Genomic DNA, 21453 nt, shown 5'->3' on the forward strand with positions numbered 1-21453 from the left:
CGGACCGCCCGAGCAACCCTCGGACGCGCAGTGTAGGGCGAGCCACCTCACCGGCAGAAGCGGACATACGGTCTTACGATCTAATAAGATGTGGAACCAAACTACCGTCGAGAATCTGATTGAGGTTCTTTGCGACATAATCGGGAGCGCCGTTCTCGCCTTGACGCAACTCGCCGAAGTTGTTGAGGCTGGTGGTTACGAGGAGTGCGTCGAGCCCGGCAGCCTTTGCGCCCTTGATATCCGTATCAACCTGATCGCCGACCATCAAAAGACGGTCGGTACCGGCCCGAGCGATGCACTCGTCGAAAATCGCTCTTCCCGGCTTCCCCATTATCTCTACTGACATTGGAGGAGCACCGAAGGGCGCTAGGCCAGCTTGAAGCATTGACCCTATTATGCCCGGTCCAAAGACGAGTGTGCCGTTCTTGCCAGGATAAATGATGTCCGCGTTCGCCGCTATAATACGGGGCATTTCACCCGTCTCGATCAGTCTGCGTTGAAAGGTCGACAGGATGTTATCGGCAGCCCGTTTAAAATCGAAACCCTCGTCATCGAGCACCACGAGCGTGTCGAATGTCTCGACCGTGTCAGCGCAATGAAGATTTGGATGCTTGCCGAAGATGTCATGTGCAGCCTGTGCACTGCCCAAATAGGAGACTACCCGCCCGGCAGCCAGCTCTTCGAGTACGCGATGCCGTGCAATACCTCCCGCGGACACGATACGGTCGACCCCCGGAATCGGAAGTCCCGCGCCGCGGAGACGCGCTAATATCGTTTCATCCGATCCACTGCTGATATTCGTCACGATGTAGTAGGGCCGACCGGAGATATTAAGTCGGGCCAAGATTTCAGCAGCGCCGGGTAGCGCTTCATTTTCCCTGATCAGGACCCCCGTCGCGTCGAAAAGTATCGCGTCATAACAATCTGCCAGTGTCCGGGGAGGTGGGTATTCGAGGGCGCCGCTGAGAGGACAAGCCGACTCCGTCCTCGGCTGAACCGCGCTCACCTTAGAGGGCAAAAAGTAGCCGTGACGCGGGACCACTACGGCTGGTATGCTGCCCTCGCACGTCTCGCTATAAGCCCAGGCCAGCCAGTCGCATAAGAGCGCCAAGTCTTCTGTCTCGACCGTAGGGCCCGCCCATATCCGGAATCCCGGGGGCGCGTCACCATAGCTCCAGATGTCAAAAGCCGCGCCTTCGGCTTCGAGTAGACGGATCATCCCCGCAACGATTTTGCCGTCGTCCTTTTTCTCGCCGGCAGCGAGCTGCTCGTGTACAAGCCGAAGAGTAATTGAACAGGTGGAGCGTGCTGCCGGATTGGTGCAAATCCAATCGATCCAAGGAGTAGAGTTCACCCAGTCGTCCACAACAGCATAATTATTGGCAACCCTGTTCAGAAGCGCGGGTAGTCCACCGCACGCTTCGGCCCAGTCGAGCGCAGAGTGGATGTCCTCGACGGCGAACATGCTAGGGGTCGAGATCGTCCGGCCGCCAAAGAACGCATTGTTCACAGATCCATCGGGGTTGTGCAGTCTCATGAGCCTGGCTACAGGCTTACGCTCGCCGGCTTTCAGCCGTGCCTGGGCTCGAGGCGAGAGCGCAATCATGCCGTGGCCGCCTTCACCGCCAAGCGCCTTCTGCCATGACCAGCACAGAACATCGATCCGGTCGAAGTCGATATGCCTCGTAAAAGCCGCCGAAACGGCATCCGCGATCACAAGCCCGGCACGGTCAGGAAGAATCCAGTCAAGATCCGGTGGACAGACGCCGCTGCTGGTTCCGTTTAGCACAAGAACGATGTCGTGATTGGGGTCGATCCTGCCAATGGTCGGAAAATCTCCGAAAGCACAAATGTGCCGGCTTTGGGGGGCAAGCGCCAACGTATCGATCTCATTTGCCCAATACTGCGAGAAGCTGTCTGACAAAAATGTCTCGACTGGAAAAGGGCCGAGTAGATTTTGTAAGGCCATGCTGCAGGCCCCAGTGCCCGAACCGGGCACGATTCCGCAGAGCCAGCCATCAGGCAGCCCTAGCAAAGAGGCCATACGCCTGATTACCTCTCCCAGCCTTTCTGCTCCCTCGGAGCTCCGGTGACTTCGTCCAACATAGCGCAGCATAGTTGGGTGCACGCTCCAACCAGGATGTTTACGGCAAGGGCCTGATGAAAACCGCGGATCGGACGGGAGGAGCGATGGTTTTACAACCGCGTTTGGTAGAGCCATGGCTTCCTCCAAATTGGGAAAACGGGGCGCCTCAACAGAGATATCTGCGATCAGGCGATGTCCTGCGCCATTAGCGCCGACAGCTTGTCATTGGCAAAACTCATCCGTTCATCGGCGGGAAGGTCCGAAAGGCGCCTGATAATTGCGGCGTCAGACAAAGCCCCGCCTTCACAAAGCTTTTGAACATACGACGGATGGATGAAGTTTGAGCCCGCGTATTGATATGCCGCGCTGCTGCCCCAGCCATACCGTTTGCGAAGCGGATCGAAGTGACGCAGAACGTGCTCGAGGAGTGCCCATTCCTTGGATGTTTCGAGGCGAGTGAGAATCGGTAGGAGCTGCTCACTAGCCGTGTTTCCTGCCCCGCGGCCCATGCCCCCCATGGTGCAGTCTATCCAGGTCGCTCCCGCCGCCGCGGCGGCCACTGAATTGACCAGTGCATATCCGCGATTGTCATGGCCGTGGAATCCAATGTCAGGCTCGATTCGACCCGCAAACCGACCGATTAATTCCTGAACGCGAGCCGGCTTCATAGAGCCAAAGGAATCGACGATATAAAGCACGTCGATGGTGTCGATCTGCTTTACCCCCTTCACGCACATCTCAATTTCTGCAGCATTTGCTGCATCGATCTGCATGAGATTCAAAAACACACGGAAGCCCCTGTGAGACAACTCAGCACAAATGTTCCGGCAGGCAGCCAAGCTGCTGTAATGCGCCGCCACTCGGACGGTCGTGACATGCCCTGGCATCAGTCCTTCTGTCACGCGGGTCACGCCAGAGGGTGTGGGCTGTTCGCTCGCAAGCACATCCTTGGCATCGATCATCACACATGCATCGACCAGAAGACCGGCAGCCACCTGTTCGACCTTAGAGCTCGTCACACTGGCGAAATATCCGTGGCTATCAGGCTTTCCGGCGAGTCCCAGCTCGACCATGCGCACTGGAAGAGTGTTGATCGTAGCCATATAGTCCGACACCAGTTCCGGCGCGAAATGCCAATTTGTGTAGTAGCCACCATCGCGCAACGTGCAGTCTAGGAAGTTCACTTCATCTGGTATTGTGCTTAACATTGCCCAGCCTCCTCGAAATAGCGTCACAACTTCGAACCTGCATCAGCCCGCAGCGTAGCCCCCATCGACATAGAGGATCTCGCCTGTTACGAACGATGCAGCTGGGCTTGCGAGGAAAATGTAGGGACCGAAATACTCGGGCAAATTGCCGCGGCGCCGCATCGGAGTGAATTCCATTGCGCGGCGCTGATAAGGGGTCTCGAGATCAGGATGCACTCCATCCATGAAGTTGTTGATGAACCCAGGGGCGACGGCGTTTACACGAATACCCTTATCGGCCCATTCTACCGCCATGGTGCGCGTCAGTTGATTGACGCCTCCTTTGCTCGCAGCATAGACAGCCAGGCCCGGTATGCCGAGAGAACTGGCGACCGAAGAAGTCATGATGATGCTGCCGCCGCCTTGATCCAGCATCGCCTGGGCGGCAAACTTCGCACAATAATAATAGCCCCGCAGATTGGTATCGACGATTTCGTCCCATTCCGGTTCTTCATATGAATGCGCTGGCTTTATGATGTCGGTACCTGCGTTGCAGACCATCACATCGATCTGCCCAAACCGGTTGACCGTGCCGCTGATCAGTGCCTTGCAGTCGTCGTGCGACCGCACATCAGCGCGGATAGCCGCAACGTTGATTCCCTGGCCCGCAAGTTCTGCCTCAGCTTCGGCCAGCTCTTCAATATTGTGCGAGGAAAGGATGATCTTCGCGCCCAACCTTCCAAAGCAGGTGGCGAGCGCCTTCCCTAGACCGCGACTCGAGCCTGAAATGCAGACTACCTTGCCATCAACTCCGAAGAGCTCCTGGTATCCTTCTGCACCAGTCGCAGAATTATGAGCTGTATCTGACATAGAGATTACCCAATCCAGCTATGAATAGACGCGTGTGCGATTGAACGGCCGAGATCGATGACGGCTCTGTTTGCGTTGGCTTCGTTCATGCAACGGTTCTTGGTGCGACAAATTGTTCAGACAGTTGCACTCAGCCCACCATCGATGACGATCAGGGCTCCGCTGACATAGGCCGCGCGGGCGCTGGCCAAGAATGCAGCAACTGCTCCGAATTCCGAGGGATCGCCAAGGCGTCGGGCCGGGGTCCTATCCTCGAGCGCACGGATGGCTTCGGCGTGTTTGCCGATCCGATTGGCTTCGTGAATCGCGGTACTATGTGCTCCAGGAGCGAGCACGTTTACGGTGATGCTCTCCCCCGACAATTCTTGTACGAGCGTGTGGCAGTACGGCACTAGCCCTGCCCGTGCGACACCCGACAGCGCGAAATGTACCGGGGTCCGTACAATAGCCTCGGAGGCGAGCATCAATATTCGTCCCGCCCGCGAGCGTCGCAGATATGGCAAGGCGGCCGTAACCAGACTTATCGACGGTAGAAGCACTCGATTAAACGCATTGTCGAAATCCTTAGGGGTCAAGGCCGAGGGTGGCCCCGCAGCAACGCCGCCACAATTCGTCACCAAGATGTCGATAGACCGAAAATGCTCCGCTGTTTCGGCGACCCAAGCTGTTGCATCCGCGCAGTCAGTTACATCGGTCGCGCGCGCCAGCACTTCGGCGCCTGTGCTGCGCAACCGATCCACTGCTCTTTCTAGCCGCGTCGGATCCCGCCCACAGATGGACAGGCGGCAGCCTTCGTTGGCTAACTCCTCAGCTGCGGCGAAACCTAAGCCGCTGGACGCGGCCGCGACCATTGCCACCTTGCCGTCAAGCCCTAAATCCATTTCTCACCCATTAGCATCACAACGCTTCTTGCCACCGTCCAGACTGCGAGCATATGCCGTGCCAAATGAAAAAATCCTCCCAAAACAGTAGGATAGCTCCGCTGGTAAGACTTCGGTTTTGCTCTTACGTCGGAGTTCTAACATTTGTGTCGCATGCGCGCCGATACGCCTTCCGGTTCTGAAGACAGCGTTGCGTAAGCAACTTAAGTTTTTGCCGAGGCGAATTAGTCATGTACAAGGTCGGACCTCCCGACGCACGGGGCGGCGTGCCGCTCGGCATCCTAGAACCCGGCGGCGCGGCCACCGAGCCAAATACCTTCTCTGTCACCGGGGTTGTCACCGTCAGGGTTCCCACTACCGCCTCGCCAACTGGCGTTGATGAAAAGCAGCCGTTATAGTCGTTCCTCCTTTGTGGCGTCCGTGCGCCGCTTCGGCCTGCGTGGCCGCCAATGCCGAACCATCAGTTCGTAGGCACGCTCGGCATTTTCGGCCGTGGCTTTCTCGCTGTTTCGCAACTCGCTGAGGTGTAGGCGTAAGCCGAACCGCGGCGACCGACACCGGTTGAACAGATCGGCATGCGGGCATTTCGGCACAAGGTGCGCCTGCAGGATGCACCTCGTTCTTCACGTGCGTGCGATGCCGCACGACCTGGTTGCGCCGCGCGACGAGGCGGCGAAGCCGCTCAGTCCGCTCATCGGGAACCAGACCTCCGGTAGAAAGCCGCTGGCATGGAGCTGCGCGGCGATCAATGCCGCCAGCTACACCACGCAGCGGGACACGATCTTCTTATGTCGGATTTGTCGAGTCTGAGACACGGCCGTTTCCGATTGCGCTGTCATATTTTAACTATTTAAGCCATTGAACAACAGGCGTAAAAATCTTTCAAAGGATATTTCTCGGCAGTTGGCACGACTCTTGAAGCTCCTTGTCGCAAAGTGACAGGTTTTGGCGACGGTCGTATCGTGGGTGACAGTACTCCCTTCAAATCATCCGCGCCTCTATGGAGCAATATGCGTTGCATGACGTGTTCATGGATTATGGCTTCCGCCCGGCAGCACCGGACCGATTCTAACATGCGACGTGCGGGTATGCCTGTTTCAACTATCGGATGGGCCGACGAAGTTCAGCTCAGAGCTAATGTCGCTTCGCACCAGAAATGGCGCCGAACGCCGCGCCAGGTCGACTCAGCACGGCCAGTACTTTCTCAGCTTGGGAGTCATATAACATAATGTCTGGAAACCGCGACTTTGGGATAGATGTCATTCGCGCACAACCGGGTACATATGGTTGCGGCATGGGTTTGGGGATCATGCTGTTCGATGAGGTATATCCTGGGTTTCCCGGCTCTGTACGGAACGCAAGTGCGTATCCGTTCCCCGTCCAATACGACGTAGTCGAAGGTGTCGATTTCGATCGGCTCGCAATTCAGTCGGATAAATCCGCTTGCCTGGACCCCATACTGCAGGCCGCGCGTCGACTCGAACGTATGGGGTGTCGAGCCATCGCTGCTGAGTGTGCTCACTTTGCGTATTTCCAGAAGGAGGTGGCGGCCGAAGTATCGGTGCCTGTATTTATGTCGAGCCTTTTGCAGGTACCTCTCGCGCAGCAGCTGACCGGAAGCACGAGACGCGTTGGGATTGTGTGTGCCTTCCCTCGGCGGCTGACCGAGCACCATCTCGTCAGCGTCGGAATTGATCCCGCGTCAAACCTGGCCTTCATGGGAGTAAGCGAAGACTATTCGTGCCCGGAATTCGAGAGTTTGTGGAGCGCAGACAAGTGGTCTGCGGTTCCGCCGGCCAGTTTGGAAAGTGCCGAGGCCGAGTTCGTTGGTGCCTGTAAGGACTTCGTCTCCAAGAACTCCGACCTGTGCGCATTGATTTTCGCTTGCACAGGACTTCAGCCGTTCGCACGCTGTGTGCAGCGCGAAGTGAGCTTGCCTATTTTCTCCTGGAGTACGCTGCTCGACTACGCTTTTTCAGTTGTCGTTCATCGCGAGCACTATGGCCACATTTGAAACGAACGGCCCGCTCCTATTTCCGTTATGTCATCCAATCCTTCTCTCGGGAAAAATCAATCATGCGCTACAACCAGCTTGGCAATACCGGCATGTTCGTCTCCGAACTCTGCCTCGGCACCATGACCTTCGGCGCCGCCGGCGAGAACGATGAATGGTCGCGCCTGGTCGCCTGCCTCGACCAGACAGGCGCCAACGAGATCGTCGGCCGTTCGATCGCCGCCGGGGTCAATTTCTTCGATACCGCCGATATCTACTCCTTCGGCCAGTCGGAACGGCTGCTCGGTCAGTCGCTCAAGGACCTCGGCGTCAAGCGCTCGGACGTCATTATCGCCACCAAGGTGTATGGCGCCGTGGGTGAAGGTCCAAATCAGCGCGGTTCCTCGCGCGGCCACATTATGGATTCGATCGAAGGCAGCCTGGAGCGGCTGCACCTCGATCATATCGATCTTTACCAGTTGCACGGCACCGATACGGTGACGCCGATCGACGAGACGCTGCGGGCGCTCGACGACCTCGTCGCCAGCGGCAAGGTCCGCTATGTCGGCGTTTCCAACTGGCAGGCCTGGCGCATCGCCAAGGCGCTCGGCATCGCCGAGCGCAAGGACTATGCCCGTTTCGAGACGGTGCAGTCCTACTACTCGATCGCCGGCCGCGATCTCGAGCGCGACATCGTGCCGCTGCTCAACGAGGAAAAGCTCGGCCTCATGGTCTGGTCGCCGATGGCCGGCGGGCTGCTGTCGGGCAAATACGGTCCGGGCGCGCCGGGCAACGGCGAGGGCCGCCGCGCCAATTTCAACTTCCCGCCGGTCAACGAGGATCGCGCCTGGGCGGCGGTCGCCGTCATGCGCGAGGTCGCGAGGAAGCACGACGTCAGCGTCGCCACGGTGGCGCTGGGCTATGTGCTGGCCAAGCCCTTCGTGATGAGCGTCATCATCGGCGCCAGCCGCATGGATCAGCTCGAACAGAACCTCGCCGCCACCGGGCTGAAGCTCGATGCCGACGATCTTGCCAAGCTGGACGAGGTGAGCGCGCTGCCTTCCGAGTATCCCGGCTGGATGCTGGAGCGGCAAGGTGCCGGCCGGCGTCCGGCGCCTTTCGTGCCGAAGGCGTAATCGCTCAAATTTATCTGGCGTCTCCTGAGCGGCTCCGTCGTAAACTCCAACCGACGCGTTGGCGAAACCGTCACCGCATTGTCGACTTGACGGCAAGCCTGGCCAGCAACAGGTTGAACTTGATTTTTATCGGATAGCGGTGGTTCTTGTATGTCGGTGCACTCACGGTGATCAGCGCGCTGCTACCGCAATTTCCTTGTCAATCAATGTGACAGCACCTAGGAGATTGGCAAGCATAGGCTAAGAACCACTCTTCGGAATAATCGGCTTCGGCGTCGCTTCAGCGATCGCACCATCCGTCAGCCAAACAGTTGTGCCTGATGTCCGGAGGCGATGCGCACCTGAGCACGTCAAACGTGGCCGGCGATCCTTCAAGTGCGCCCCTCAGGCTGTACCATATGATCGTCGACCGAATCGACAAGGGCTTTGACTACCTCATGCGCGCCAGGGCTAATTGTCTTCCCGGTCACTATATAGAAGGAATTATCGTGGCGCCGCGACATAGGTGTCAGACGCACTACTTGACCTAGTCTTAGGTGTTCCTCAATAAAACCCACCCAAGCTAGCGCGGCGCCACGTCCGGCAATGGTTTCGTGGATCATGGACAAATAGGTGGCAAATCTTGGGCCATCAAGCTTTCCATCAATGCCGATCCAAGATTCCCAGCTATCGATAGCCTGCGGTTGTGTGGTTAAGTGCAAGAGGGGTACCTGCAAGAAGGCGCTTGGCTCGCCGGACACGAGAGCTGGATACCGCTCTAAGAAGCTCGGTGCGCAGACAGGGAACCATTCCCCATTAAACAGTTTAGTGGCCACCAGGTCTGGCCAGTCTTCCGGTCTCCCGAAACGCAGTGAAATTGCTACATCTGGCTTATCGAAATCGCTGTAATTAGCGGATGTCATCAACATAACTTGGCTGGTAGCAACCCTTGAAGACAGTATGTTGAAACGAGGCATTAGCCACATTTGTTGGAGGTTATATGGACAACCAACAACAAAAGTCTCAGAGACCGAAGTTTTTATCGTCTTCATTGTTCCATCATGCCTTTCTGCGAGAGGATATCATAGCATATTGTGCAACAGAGTTTCGAAGCTAATAATGTTGATTAAACAGGCCTTGTGAAGATCAGCTCAGAAGGAACGATCCGATAGAGGCCGTTAAGAATTCCATTTCCAAGAACGTTGCAGGCCCTCATTACTCTCCGTTTGGTTCAAGCAATTGGATCCAGCGACACGAAAGCCGGAGACAACTCTTACAACGAACACCGGATGTTCCCGCTATCTATCGATTAGGTTTCCTGGAAGCCGGATGGCAAATGTTGCAATTGGACATTCAGCAGGTCCTCTGATCAATTCTCCAGTTCTGATGTCAAACTGCGCTCCATGCAACGGGGCATTCTACAAGGTGTCGTCAAGTCCGCCGCTCGTCAATAAAGCAAGCGCATGAGAACACACGTTGTCCGTCGCGTAGACATTGCCATCAAAGGTGGGCTTCGAATAACGGTTTTATTGGCTCGAACCGGCTCGGCGTTGGTTTCTACCCGAACCGTTGATGACAAGCGATGCTGGCACAGGGTAACCCTTCAAATCCGCTCGCCTAAGGGCGGAGATATCTCGCTCTTTGTTGACTCCTCAGCCCCAACCAAGACGCCAAGCGAAACATTGCCGCGATCTATACTGGTTGCACTTACGCCGTCGCGCAAAGTCACGCTCGAATCATGAATCTCGTGGTTGCTCAAATTGGGACCCACCGGTTCTAGCGCAAGAAGATGCTCCTTAGAAAGAGGAGGCTTGCCATACGGTCGGTCGAACTCGGCACCAATAATTTGTACAGAATGGCTGGGCGCAAGCACTGAATTTCGGAGACGGCACGGTGACCCACGAGACCGCTCCCAATACCAATAGTACTGCCCATCGGTTTCTCTGATTTGTCCAGACCCGAGCTCTCTCAGATCCGGTTTCTCTCGGTGACCTCGTTTCACCAAGCAAAGCATCAAGCTCCGGCGTATTGCTAGATGCAGATAACAGAAAATTGTATCAGCACAACGCCGCTATAAGGCGGCCTATGACGTTCGGGCACGGATCGTTTAGAGCCTGACCCGAAACTCGGGATTGGGCGTGGAATCGGTTGAGTGGCCCCGTCCGTTGTGATTCGCTTGAGTTGTCTAGACTTGAGCGGGATCACGACATGGGTTGGACTGAGGCCACCCGCCGGCAATATTGGGCGATAGCGCTGGAAGATTTGGCTTGGGTTTCCTAGATCCGGTCCGGAACCGTGGCTGACCAGTGCTTGTCCTCGACCAAAGTCCTTACGACCTTGGGGATCAGCTTGCGGACCGCGGAGACGGCTGGAGAGCGCTCATCTTTCGGGTTGACAGCGAGCACAACGGAACGGGTGATCACTGGATCGATGATTTTAACCGTCCGGACTAGGCCTTGAGAGGCCTCTTTCTGAATGGCCGACGGGGTAAGGATGGAATACGCCTTTCCCTCCATGACCATATTGATGATCGTGGAAAGCGAGTCGACTTCGAATCTGACGTCCAGAACACAACCGTGCTGGACAACGACATCGGCCACCGAACGCCTGACATTGTTGTTGCGCATAGGGACGGCCAGCGGAAATGCGTGCAGGTCGGCGAGCGGTATTGAATCTTCGAAAGGCGGTTCGGCCGGCGGCACCACCAGGCAAAACTCTTCGCGGGCCAGCACCGTCATTGGCCCCACGCTCTCGGCAGTCCGGTACAGGACGGCCAGATTGAAACGGCCAGCAGCCATCCACTCCTCCAGCGGTCCTGTCATGCCCTCGATCATCTTGAGCGAGATCCTCGGCAATTCGCTTCTTACCGATTCAAGCAGGGGACCGCTGAGGACGCGAGCGGCTCCGGACGGAATGCCGATAGTCACCTCTCCCGAGGGAGCAGCCACCGTGTTGGTAAGTTCCGCCTCGGTGAGCTGAATTTCCTTCAGGATGTTCCGCGCGCGCTCAAGCAGCTTGTCTCCGGACGCCGTCACGCTGACACCGGTCCTGTCGCGAACCAGCAGCTGGGTGCCGAAGCCTTCCTCAAGTTGACGGACATGCAGGCTTAGAGCGCTTTGAGCAACGTTGAGGGTCGCAGCTGCCTTCGTGAAACTGCCGGCTTCGACGACGCCGACAAAGTATCTTAACTGCCTGATGTCCACGATGAACAAATCCAACCAGGGCATGTTCCCCCGTTTCTTCATATCTATCTCGAAACAAGATGGCAATCAAGCTGCGATACTACCGAACCCATGCTGGGCAGGCGCCTTGTCCCGGCCGTTGAGCAGAGGCATAGGTCAGTTGCTGCCGGCAAGGGCCAGGATTTCGTGTGCGCGCCGCACCACTGGCGGATCGACCATCTTACCATTCAACGAGAAAGCAGACAGTCCACGCGTTACGGCATCGCTTTCCGCCGCGACGATGCGACGGGCCCACTCGAGTTCCCGGGCGCTTGGCGAGAACGCCTCATTGAATATGGCGACCTGTGTCGGATGGATCGCCAAAGCTCCCGCAAAGCCAAGCCGCCGCGCGTGCGCCGCTGTTTCACGAAGTTTATGCGTGTCGGAAAACTCGCCGATGCTTCCTATGAAGCCCAGCGGGAGCAATCCGGCCGCACGGGCGGCAAACAGGACAGAAAGGTTCGGCATCAACAGAAGGTCGAACTCCGGCGAGCCACCGACAGCAGTACTGAAATCTTCAGGACCAAGTGCCATTGCGACCATCCTTGGATGCGCCGACGCAATGGCCGCCAGCTTTTGCAAGGCGCCCGGGGTCTCGATCTGGGCAAGGAACCGGATGCCACCCGGCGCAAGATTTCTTTCTCGTTCTAGTTCTGAAACCGCATTCGCGATCTCTAAAACCCACTCTGCCGAATCCGTCTTCGGAAGAACCAGTGAGTCAATACCAGCCATCACGGCTGCATCGAGATCGGCCGCCAAGGCGCGCAAACCACGATTCAGGCGCACCAAAACAGAGGCACCCTTGCGCGCCACCTTTGCAACGGATTCGGAAAGCTGCCGCCGTGCCTCGCCTTTCTGATCCTGGGGAACGGAATCCTCCAGGTCGAGAATGATGCCATCTGCACCCCGCTCATGAGCCGTCTCCACAAACCGCGGAAGGTGAGCGGGAACGAAGAGCAGGGATCTCCAGCGAGGTACAGACGTCGCGCTTTCAATGGCCGCAAAGGTATCCTTGGTCACGGAGTCGCCTCCGCGGCCGATTTTAGCGACGGCGGTGCCAGTGAGCTCTTTGGGCGGCCGGCGTGCTGAGATGATGCGCGGTACACAGGTTTTTTGGAAATCGCGCGCTCGCTTACCTTACCGAGATGCGCGCTCACGCTGATGCGGCTCTTTCGCGCAAAATCCCCAGAACCTCTTCTCGGACAGTCTCCGTGTGAGCGCCAAGAGCCGGAACTGGGCGCAGCGAGGGGCGCCCAGAGTTGAAAATCGCCGCCGGCGCTATCGTCTCTATGGTTCCTTCGGGTGTTCCAACCTGCACCCTGCGAATGTGTGGATGCCTTGAAACATCCGCAACTTCGTTCAGTCGGCCGTATGCCAAACCGGCCGCCTCGAGCTCCTCCATTGCTTCGTGGCAGGATAGTTCGGAAAACCGCCTCTCAATGATCTCATCAAGTTGCGCACGATGACCGAGGCGATCCATATTGTCAGCAAAACCAGGTGCGCGCGTAAGCTCGGGCTGCTTCAGGAACTTCTCGCAAAAATTCACCCATTCGCGGTCATTCTGAACTGAAAAGATGACGTCTTTGCCGTCGGCACAAGGATAGGCGCCATACGGCACCAGCGACGGGTGTTTCACGCCGGCGCGTACCGTGTGATATCCGCTGTAGTCGTTTTGCAGAACCGGCACGTTCATCCAGTCGGCGATGGCGTCGAACAATGAAACCTGGATGCTTGTCCCTTCGCCGGTGACCTCGCGGTGATACAGCGCCTGAAGAATGGCACTATGCGCTGTCATGCCCGCCGAGATGTCGCAAACCGAGACCCCTACACGCGCAGGCCCTTCTTGGGTGCCGGTGATCGCGCATAGGCCTGTTTCGGCCTGGACGATGAGATCATAAGCCTTCAAATGGGAGTACGGCCCTTTCTCCCCGAAACCAGAGATGTCGCAGGTGATCAGCCGCGGATATCGTCGACGCAGATCCGCAGTCGCGAAACCCAGTTTTTCGATACTGCCCGGCTTTAGATTCTGGATAAAGACGTCAGCACTGGCAATAAGCGTGTCCAGAACGGCGTGATCCGCCTCCAACCTGAGGTCCAGACAGACCGACTCCTTACCTCGGTTGAGCCAAACGAAGTAAGCGCTCTGTCCCCGCACCAACCTGTCGTAGTTTCGGGCAAAGTCCCCTTCGGGTCTTTCGACCTTGATGACACGTGCGCCGGCGTCCGCAAGGCGAGAGGATGCATAAGGCGCGGCCACAGCCTGCTCCACGGCTACGACAGTGATCTCCTCAAGAGAGTTCTGCATGCGACACCGTGCTTTTCATCCAACGTTTTCGTTATGAGTCCGACGACGGTTCAGCGTCGCCAGCAACCGATTTTGTTCGTTCCCAACAATTGAGAATGCCTCGTCGACCCCCATTCCGGGCTTTGCGAGCATCATGTCGGCCTGGGTCGCCACCGAAACGTGGACTGAAGTCTGGGCGGAGAGATCCGTCTCGGTACAGCTTCCCCCGACATACGCCCCTACTTTGTTCGCCTTGCAGATGAGAACTGCGCGCGCCGTATCGGCAATTGAGCCGACATCGGGGGTCTTGATTTGTACCAGATGCGTGGCCCTCGCTTCGGCAAAGAGCCGAATATCCTCAAGCGTGTTGCATCTCTCATCCGCGACAATGCGGGCGCTGGAACCCCGGTTGTCCAAAATCGATACGATCTCGGCGTAGTTCTCAATTTGACCTTGCGTCGAACCAAAATCCGCCGGGCACTCGACATTGAGCGTGAAACCTGGAACGCTCTCGGCAACCCTGCAGATAAAGTCGGCAATCCGTTGCGGCTCCAGGCCAATTTCAAGGCCGATCCAGCCATACACATCGAAATGCAGCACCGGATGATACCCTGGGCGGCCGATTTGGCGCGTACGCGTTGCAACCCACTTCACGAACTCCATGAAGGTCTGGCCGTCGACGCCGAATTTCTGCCGCGAGTTAATCAGGCCGTGAGGGAGAACATCCACGGATCTCAGAATCATCTTGTCGACATTTATTTCCCGGGCATCGCCGCTTTGGCAGTAAATCGGGACCCTGCGCGTGGGCAACTGTAGGTCAAATTCGGCGCATACCACCTCTGCCATGGTGGCACGTTGGAGGCAGGCCGTGGCTCGAAGCAACGCTTGGCTGACTCCGTATTCAAGAGCAAGAGGTAGCCGCTCGCGCTCGAATGGCTCGAACACCTTCGCGCAGGCATCAAGGTAGCGGGACGCATCGACATCGAGAAGTCGTGGTATCATGACCCGGGTCGTCAGATCCGCCATTTGTTCGGCGTCAAACAGAGGATCGCGTCCTCCGGCTCCAGAATATTGAACACTCATCATGTCGCCCCAAACGACGGTTTCGTCGACAAGAACAAGCCCGATGCTGAGCGAAGACGCCGGAACGCGGATAGAAGTGAAACCGGGCGTTAGGGGTTCGCCGAGATAATTGAAGCCGTCCTGCGAGGCGCCGGCCCTGATTGCGGCCTGGTCGTCATAGAAAAATGCACCACTGCCGGGCGTGAGAAGGACGTCTTTGATCTGCACGTGCTTCGCTCGATTTCTGCTGGGCCAGGTTAAAGGAAGGTGCGGTACGAACCCTGACCAGCAGTATGCGCCATTTGGTATTGAGGTCGCCAATATAATGTCCCGGATGGTGCCATCGCATTTTCAGATGGCCGGCGGCTACCCCGACAGCAACCGGCGGCTGGCTGGATCGCTATTTGAGCACCGGCGGCCCGGCGACGGGAGCTTTTCACCGCATGTGCTCGCTGACAAGATGGGTAGGCCCCCTGAGGCGCGGTAGCTGCGATCTAGATGCCGACGGCGCGGCGGAGCAGACGGTCCGGAACTCACACCGAGGCCAACCCGCTGGCACGCAAAAGCTGGGCAAGCGCTAACGACTTCCGAAGACGGCAGATCATCACAGTGCCATGACCTCGTCTCTCAGCGAATTTCCCGAACTCTCAGCACACAACCCAAGCAGGTGCCATCGCGCGGCACTGCTGTGGCGAAATTCCATGCATGTTCCTAAAGCATTTCGCAAAATGCGACGCCGATACGAAACCACTGGCAATCGCTACATCAACAATTGGCAATCGGGTGCCTTCGATCAGTCGCCTTGCGTGATCAACCCTAAGCTTGAGGTAGAACTTGGCTGGTGTCATGCCGACGTGAACTACGAAAAGGCGTTCGAGCTGACGACTTGAAACCCTTATCCGCTTAGAAAGTCCAGATATCGGCAGTGGAAACTCTATGTTGTGTTCCATTGTCGTCACAGCGGTTACGAGTTTATCGCTCACCTTCCCCAACCCTGTCGCCGCGCCATCTGTCTGACGTTTTGAGCCGGAGCGCTGGCCCGCTACGGTTGCGTATCGACAGACCTCTTTCGCTATAAACCTTCCAGCATGAGTGCCGACGAAGTCCACGGCCAAATCGAAAGCAGCCAGTTCCCCGGCGCAGGTTGAATACTGACCGTCCTTAACAAACAGCGAGTCTTGAATGCGAGGTTTGGGAAACACCTCCGAGAAGGCGCCAAGCCGCGACCAGTGGATCGTGCAATGACTGTTTGCCAGCAAGCCAGCGCGGGCCAGCAGCCACGTTGCCGTGCCGACAGCCGATATGGCTACGCCGCACCTGGCGATATCTCGCAGAAAGCTATTCAAAGCCGGGGTGGAGCAACCCTCAACAGGCTCGCCAGACACTACCACAAGCTGATCGATTTCATTGCCATTGACGCTGCGGGAACGCAGCATGTCAATGGTGACTTCGACCGGCACTGGGACCCCGTTTGCGCCAGCAACGGGTCGGCAGTCCATTCCAACGATCCGCCATCGAAACCGCTGCTCTTTTAAAACGGAGTTCGCGATACGCAAGGGCTCGATATAGGCATGAAGCGCCAGATGCGAAAACCCCGGCAGCACCAGGATGGCGATGTTCAATGATTGCCCCGCTCCCATAAGGTCGGAGGGCTCAGCAAAGGTCATTCTATGAGATTGAAACGGAGCGTTCATCGGCAATCAGTGGCCTGCGAGAGAGCCGAACCCGCCTTTTGGATTGAACGCTGAGCTAAGGCCCAGCACCCCCCAAGCATGTTCAAACGAGTTTCGCCTGCAGGCGGGAAAGCATTTTTAGGCAACTCTTGAGCTGGTCGATGTCTACAAACTCATTTGGTTTGTGGGCTTGCTCTATCGAGCCAGGTCCGCAGATGATGGCCGAGATGCCCGCTCCCTGAAAAAGCCCCGCCTCGGTGCCGAAAGCGACGACGTCGGCACCATTGGCTCCGGTGATTTCATATATGAGGTCGCGCGCCGCCGACTGCGACATGACCTGAAGTCCTTCGACCTCACCGATGACGATGGTTTCGATACCGCAGTTAGGAGACGCGGCCTTCATTTCCGGCAGCAGCTGCTGGTTGATGAACATGTCGAGCCTCTCCTTCACAAACGCGGCGTCAGACGGTTGAACCGGGCGCATCTCCCATTCGACCGAGCAATGCCCCGCAATAATATTACGGCCCGTGCCACCCGAAATCCGCCCGACCTGAATTGTGGCCCAAGGAGGGTCAAAGCGGCTTCCTGCCATCGCCCGGCCCTTCAGCTCTTTGTCGAGCTCCATCAGATACGTGATGAACCTAGTCGCGTACTGAATGGCATTGATGCCGCAGTCAGGCTGCGATCCGTGGCCCTCAAGGCCCACAAAGTTGGTCGTATATTCGTAGCATCCTTTGTGCCCTTCGATGACCTGCATCATTGTCGGCTCACCGATCAGGGCGGCCGCAGGCTTGATATTGCGACGAGCCAATTCCTTAACCAGCGCCTGGGCGCCGAAGCAGCCGACCTCCTCATCGTAGGTAAACGCAAAATGCAGCGGTCGCTCGAGATTGAGTTCCGCAGCCTCCCGAGCAGTGGCAAGGCAGCAGGCGAGGAAGCCCTTCATGTCGCATGTGCCGCGGCCGTAGAGCCGCCCGTTGCTCTCCAGCATCATAAAAGGATCGCTGGACCAATTCTGCCCTTCCACCGGGACAACATCCGAATGCCCGGAGAGAACGATACCCCCATCCTTCTGAGGGCCCAACGTGGCGAACAGATTGGCTTTCCGTCCGTCTTCATTGTGCTGAAGAAATACCCTTGCACCAAGCTGGCGGAGGAAATCAGCCATGTAGTCAACCATGGAAAGGTTCGACTCATGGGAGATGGTCGGGAACGCGACGAGTTTTTCAAGTATTTGTTTTGCGTCTTCGATCAAAGCCACTGACATCTCATTCTCCAGCGGTTCTACACGAGCGTGGAGGGTTCACCGATACAAGCGAGCCCATGTGCCGTCACCAGTGCAAAACGCGCTCATCTCGCCACATTAGTTTTTGACGAACAGTTGCCGTGGGACGTTGGCCAAGCATTCCATTCCGGTCTCGGTAATGAGAACGGTTTCGGTCATTTCGAAACCCCAGTCCTCCATCCAAAGACCCGTCATAAAATGGAACGTCATCCCTGGCTGAAGCTCGGTCTTGTCGCCACGACGCAGGCTCATCGTGTGCTCACCCCAGTCGGGCGGATAGGCGCACCCGACCGAATAGCCGACCCGATTTTCCTTCTTGATGCCGTACCGTTCAAGAACATCGCAGAACGCGATTGAGATGTCCTCGGCGTTGGCCCCCGGTTTGGCGATGGCCAAACCTGCCTCCATTCCCTCCAACGTCATTTTCTCGGCGTTCAAGAACGTCTCGCTTGGTCTGCCCAGATAGACCGTCCGTGACATCGGGCAATGGTACCGCCGATAGACGCCGGCGATCTCGAAAAAGGTCCCCTCGTTGTTGCGCATCGGCTGGTCGTCCCAGGTCAGATGGCATGCTGCGGCGTCAGCCCCCGACGGGAGCAGCGGTACAAGCGCCGGGTAATCTCCACCGAACTCGGGCGTACCGCGAATAGCGGCATCATAGATTTCGGCCGCCAAGTCACACTTGCGCATGCCCGGCTCAATCTTTTCGTAGATGCGCTTGTGCATCAGCTCGACAATGCGAGCGGCTTTTCGCATGAAAGCGATTTCCGCTGGGCTTTTCACTATCCTTTGCCAATTCACCAAGACAGTCGCATCGATAAACTTGGCGTTCGGCAGGCCGGCCATAAGCGATTCGTAAGCTGCGGCCGAAAACCAGTAGGCATCTTTCTCGAAGCCTATGACGCCCTTATCCAGCTTGCGCTCAACCAGGAGCTTCGCAAGCAGTTCCATCGGATGACGCTCAAGCGAGTGGACGTAGTGGTCGGGATAGGGAACAACATTCTCGGTTCCGATATAACAGGTCCGCGTCGCGCCTGGTGAGTCGATACCGCGACCGAACCAGATCGGCTCGCCGGAAGGCGGTACGATGACCGCTTGGTGGACGTAGAACGACCAGCCATCATAGCCAGTCAACCACTGCATATTGGCTGGATCGCTAACGACAAGGGTGTCGATGCCGCGCCTATCCATCGCTGCTCGGGTTTTGCTAAGCCGCCCCGCGAACTCATCTAGGCTGAAATTGAGAATTTTCGTCCCCATGGCTTCCCTTGCAGGATTCTCTTTTCTTTCATGCTGATAGACCAGGAAGAAGCAGCCAGAAAAGAATCGCTGATCGCATCGCGAGCGTCAAATGTTGTTTGTAGATTTAATCCATCTGGCATTCAGATGTGCTTACTCTATGAGCGATGCCAGGATCGCATCGGCAACGGCAGCCGGCATCTCGGCTTCCCCAGATCTAAGATTGTTGGCGGCCACGCGGCTCGGGCTCCTAAGACCGTGTACGTCGTCATCAGTTTTACACGTCGGCCTACGCCCAAGTTTCCCTATACCGCCTCCTTGACGGCGCTGAGGAACTGCTGTGTTCGCTTGCGCTGCGGGTTTCCGAACAGTTGCTCGGGCGTGCCCTGCTCCTCGATCCTGCCGCCGAAGAAGAAGCAGACACGATCGGCGATGTCGCGGGCGAAGCCCATTTGGTGCGTGACCATCAGCATGGTCAGGCTGTAATCCGACACCAGCCGGCGGATGACGTTCGTCACTTCGCCGATCACCTCGGGATCCAGCGCCGAGGTGACCTCGTCGAAGAGCATGACCTTGGGTCGCATGGCAAGGGCTCGAGCGATCGCCACGCGCTGCTGCTGGCCGCCGGACAGGCGCGAGGGGTGCTGGTTGCGCTTGTCGGCCATGCCGACCATCTCGAGCAGCTCCTCCGAGCGCTCGCGCGCCTGCTTGCGCGGGATGCCCAGCACGTGTACCGGCCCTTCCATGCAGTTCTCCAGCGCCGTCATGTGCGGAAACAGATTGAAGTGCTGGAAGCACATGCCGATATTCGAGCGCATGGATCTTAGATACTTCTGGCTTGCGGGCACCAGCTTGCCATCCTTCTCCATGTGGGTGAGCGGCTTGCCGTCGACGTAGATGACGCCCTCGTTGATGCGCTCCAGTGTCATCAGCGTGCGCAGCACCGTGGTCTTGCCCGAGCCTGACGGCCCGATGATTGTGACCATCTCGCCCTCCGCGACATCGAGATCGAGGTCTTCGATAACGGTCAGGGAGCCGTAACGCTTGGCGACCTTCTGGAAGTGCACCATTGGCACACCCGCGCCGGTAAGCTCCAGTGGGTATTGGGAAAGGTCTTCTGTTTGATCCATCAGGTCATCCCGAGTTTGCGGCGAACCCAGACCTCGAAGCTGCGAAGAAGGGCGGCCGAAGGCAGTGAGATCAAGAGGAAGATGATCCCGACCAATGTATAGGGTTCAAGATAGCGATAGTTTTCCGAGCCGATTGAGTTCGCGGTTTGCATCAATTCCGCAACGCCGATGACCGACAGCACCGGCGTGTCCTTGAAGATGCCCACCAGATAATTGCCCATGCCCGCCACGGAAGGAGGCAGGGCCTGGGGAATGATGATGCGGAAATAGGTCCGCGCCGTCGACAGGTTGATTGAGGTCGCCGCCTCCCACTGTCCCTTTGGCACGCTGTCGAGGCCGCCGCGGTAGACCTCCGAAAGGTAAGACGCATAATGCAGCCCGATGGCGATCATGCCCGCCACCCATGGCGAAAGGACAATGCCGAACTCCGGTCCGACGTAGAAGACAAAGAATATCTGCAACACCAGCGGCGTGGAGCGGATGAACTCGACAGCCTCGCGCATGGCCATTGTCAATGTCCTCGACGGCGTACGTTGCGCCAGCGCGAATGCAAGTCCCAGGACCATCGCTATGACGTAACCGAGGCCAGCGGCCAACAGGGTGTTTGCGGTCGCCGCCAGCAGGCGGGGGAGAATCTCCCAGGTGAAATCCCAGTCCCAACCAAGCATCGCTACGCCCTTCCCAGCTTGCGTTCCATAAAGCGCTCAAGCCAGCGCATGAAGGGTGTAATGATGAAACGGGCCATGATGTAATAGATGATCAGCGCCGTCCCGAAAGCTTTTGCGGACAGGAAGGTCGTTGCGTTTATTTGCTTGGCCTGGAACGTCAGGTCGGCGACCGAGATCAATGAGACCAAGGCTGTCCCTTTCAGAAGCTCGATCAGTAGATTGCCCCAGGGCGGCAGCATGATGACCAGAGCCTGGGGAAGAATGATGCGTCGCATGCGTGTCAGCGGCGACATGTTGATCGCCAGGGCGGCCTCCCACTGTCCCCTGGGCACTGAGAGGATAGCGCCGCGAACCAGCTCAGCGCCGTAGGCTCCCAGGTTCATGCCGACGCCGATAAAGCCCGCTGTAAACTTGTCCAGCGAGAGCCCGAGCAGCGGCAGGACGAAGAAGATCCAGTAAAGCTGGACGAGCAGCGAAGTGCCGCGGAAAAACTCGATATAGATAGTGGCGATCCAGCGAATGGACCCGACCGGCGCCAGGCGCATCAGGCCCGCTGCCAAGGCTAGCACAATCGCCAGTGCGATCGCCACGCCGGCCAGCATGACCGTGACCAGCGTGCCCATCAGCAGCAGATTCCCATGGGCGACAAGGAATTCGAAATAGGACATCGGCTCGCATCAACGGATAATCGGACATCGGCTGCAAAGCCGCAGCGAGCCGCTGGGGACATCCCCCTTACATTGTACAGTCGGGCGATGG

Annotated in this window: 17 protein-coding genes and 2 pseudogenes; 2 read left to right on the forward strand and 17 right to left on the reverse strand. The window is 57.4% G+C overall.

The features are described from left to right. Positions 1-73: 73 nt before the first annotated feature. The 5 genes and pseudogenes from AC0L2L_RS32640 to AC0L2L_RS32660 all read right to left on the reverse strand — a co-directional run. Positions 74-1969, reverse strand: coding sequence for an HAD-IA family hydrolase (locus AC0L2L_RS32640; RefSeq protein ID WP_473583916.1), 1896 nt, complete (start codon positions 1967-1969; stop codon positions 74-76). Between the two features lie 302 nt (positions 1970-2271). Further along, positions 2272-3294, reverse strand: a complete 1023-nt coding sequence (locus tag AC0L2L_RS32645) for a beta/alpha barrel domain-containing protein (RefSeq protein ID WP_473583917.1) — start codon at positions 3292-3294, stop codon at positions 2272-2274. Positions 3295-3336: 42 nt separating this feature from the next. Further along, positions 3337-4143 (reverse strand): SDR family NAD(P)-dependent oxidoreductase, encoded by an 807-nt coding sequence (locus AC0L2L_RS32650; protein WP_473583918.1) that lies wholly within the window; start codon positions 4141-4143, stop codon positions 3337-3339. Positions 4144-4259: 116 nt separating this feature from the next. Further along, the gene (locus AC0L2L_RS32655; protein WP_473583919.1) at positions 4260-5024 is read right to left on the reverse strand and encodes an SDR family oxidoreductase; all 765 of its coding nucleotides are present in this window, start codon (positions 5022-5024) and stop codon (positions 4260-4262) included. 557 nt (positions 5025-5581) lie between these two features. Next, positions 5582-5764 (reverse strand): annotated as a pseudogene (locus tag AC0L2L_RS32660) (IS110 family RNA-guided transposase); the annotation flags it as partial. Positions 5765-6252: 488 nt separating this feature from the next. Between AC0L2L_RS32660 and AC0L2L_RS32665 the strand changes: the two are divergent. Further along, the gene (locus AC0L2L_RS32665) at positions 6253-7038 is read left to right on the forward strand and encodes an aspartate/glutamate racemase family protein (RefSeq protein ID WP_473583920.1); all 786 of its coding nucleotides are present in this window, start codon (positions 6253-6255) and stop codon (positions 7036-7038) included. A 62-nt stretch (positions 7039-7100) separates the two neighbouring features. Then, positions 7101-8153 (forward strand): aldo/keto reductase, encoded by a 1053-nt coding sequence (locus AC0L2L_RS32670; RefSeq protein WP_473583921.1) that lies wholly within the window; start codon positions 7101-7103, stop codon positions 8151-8153. Between the two features lie 371 nt (positions 8154-8524). On the opposite strand, the gene AC0L2L_RS32675 is transcribed toward AC0L2L_RS32670, so the two are convergent. The 12 genes and pseudogenes from AC0L2L_RS32675 to ehuC form a co-directional block, all read right to left on the reverse strand. Next, entirely contained in the window at positions 8525-9184 is a 660-nt protein-coding gene (locus AC0L2L_RS32675) for a LysR substrate-binding domain-containing protein (RefSeq protein ID WP_473583922.1), read from the reverse strand. 366 nt (positions 9185-9550) lie between these two features. Further along, positions 9551-9625: pseudogene (locus AC0L2L_RS32680) on the reverse strand (non-heme iron oxygenase ferredoxin subunit); the annotation flags it as partial. Between the two features lie 783 nt (positions 9626-10408). Then, positions 10409-11335 (reverse strand): LysR family transcriptional regulator, encoded by a 927-nt coding sequence (locus tag AC0L2L_RS32685; protein ID WP_473583942.1) that lies wholly within the window; start codon positions 11333-11335, stop codon positions 10409-10411. 135 nt (positions 11336-11470) lie between these two features. Beyond that, complete coding sequence (locus AC0L2L_RS32690; RefSeq protein WP_473583923.1) at positions 11471-12373, reverse strand: HpcH/HpaI aldolase/citrate lyase family protein; 903 nt, start codon at positions 12371-12373, stop codon at positions 11471-11473. Between the two features lie 133 nt (positions 12374-12506). Beyond that, the gene (locus AC0L2L_RS32695) at positions 12507-13658 is read right to left on the reverse strand and encodes a CaiB/BaiF CoA transferase family protein (protein WP_473583924.1); all 1152 of its coding nucleotides are present in this window, start codon (positions 13656-13658) and stop codon (positions 12507-12509) included. A gap of 15 nt (positions 13659-13673) precedes the next feature. Next, positions 13674-14927, reverse strand: a complete 1254-nt coding sequence (locus AC0L2L_RS32700) for a methylaspartate ammonia-lyase (protein ID WP_473583925.1) — start codon at positions 14925-14927, stop codon at positions 13674-13676. Between the two features lie 419 nt (positions 14928-15346). Continuing rightward, positions 15347-16321 carry a GlxA family transcriptional regulator gene (locus AC0L2L_RS32705; protein ID WP_473583926.1) on the reverse strand — a complete coding sequence of 325 codons (975 nt, stop codon included), beginning with the start codon at positions 16319-16321 and terminating at the stop codon, positions 15347-15349. A gap of 154 nt (positions 16322-16475) precedes the next feature. After that, a complete protein-coding gene (argE, locus tag AC0L2L_RS32710) occupies positions 16476-17639 on the reverse strand; it encodes an acetylornithine deacetylase (RefSeq protein WP_473583927.1) in 1164 nt (387 codons plus the stop codon). Positions 17640-17735: 96 nt separating this feature from the next. Then, entirely contained in the window at positions 17736-18917 is a 1182-nt protein-coding gene (doeA, locus tag AC0L2L_RS32715; RefSeq protein WP_473583928.1) for an ectoine hydrolase DoeA, read from the reverse strand. A gap of 284 nt (positions 18918-19201) precedes the next feature. Then, entirely contained in the window at positions 19202-20026 is an 825-nt protein-coding gene (gene ehuA, locus AC0L2L_RS32720; protein ID WP_473583929.1) for an ectoine/hydroxyectoine ABC transporter ATP-binding protein EhuA, read from the reverse strand. Next, the gene (gene ehuD, locus AC0L2L_RS32725) at positions 20026-20694 is read right to left on the reverse strand and encodes an ectoine/hydroxyectoine ABC transporter permease subunit EhuD (protein WP_473583930.1); all 669 of its coding nucleotides are present in this window, start codon (positions 20692-20694) and stop codon (positions 20026-20028) included. The genes ehuA and ehuD overlap by 1 nt, the downstream gene beginning before the upstream one ends. A 2-nt stretch (positions 20695-20696) precedes the next feature. Then, positions 20697-21362: an ectoine/hydroxyectoine ABC transporter permease subunit EhuC gene (gene ehuC / locus AC0L2L_RS32730; protein ID WP_473583931.1), complete on the reverse strand. Its 666-nt coding sequence runs from the start codon at positions 21360-21362 to the stop codon at positions 20697-20699. Between the last annotated feature and the right edge of the window lie 91 nt (positions 21363-21453).

This window comes from Mesorhizobium sp. WSM4832 (assembly GCF_055811115.1).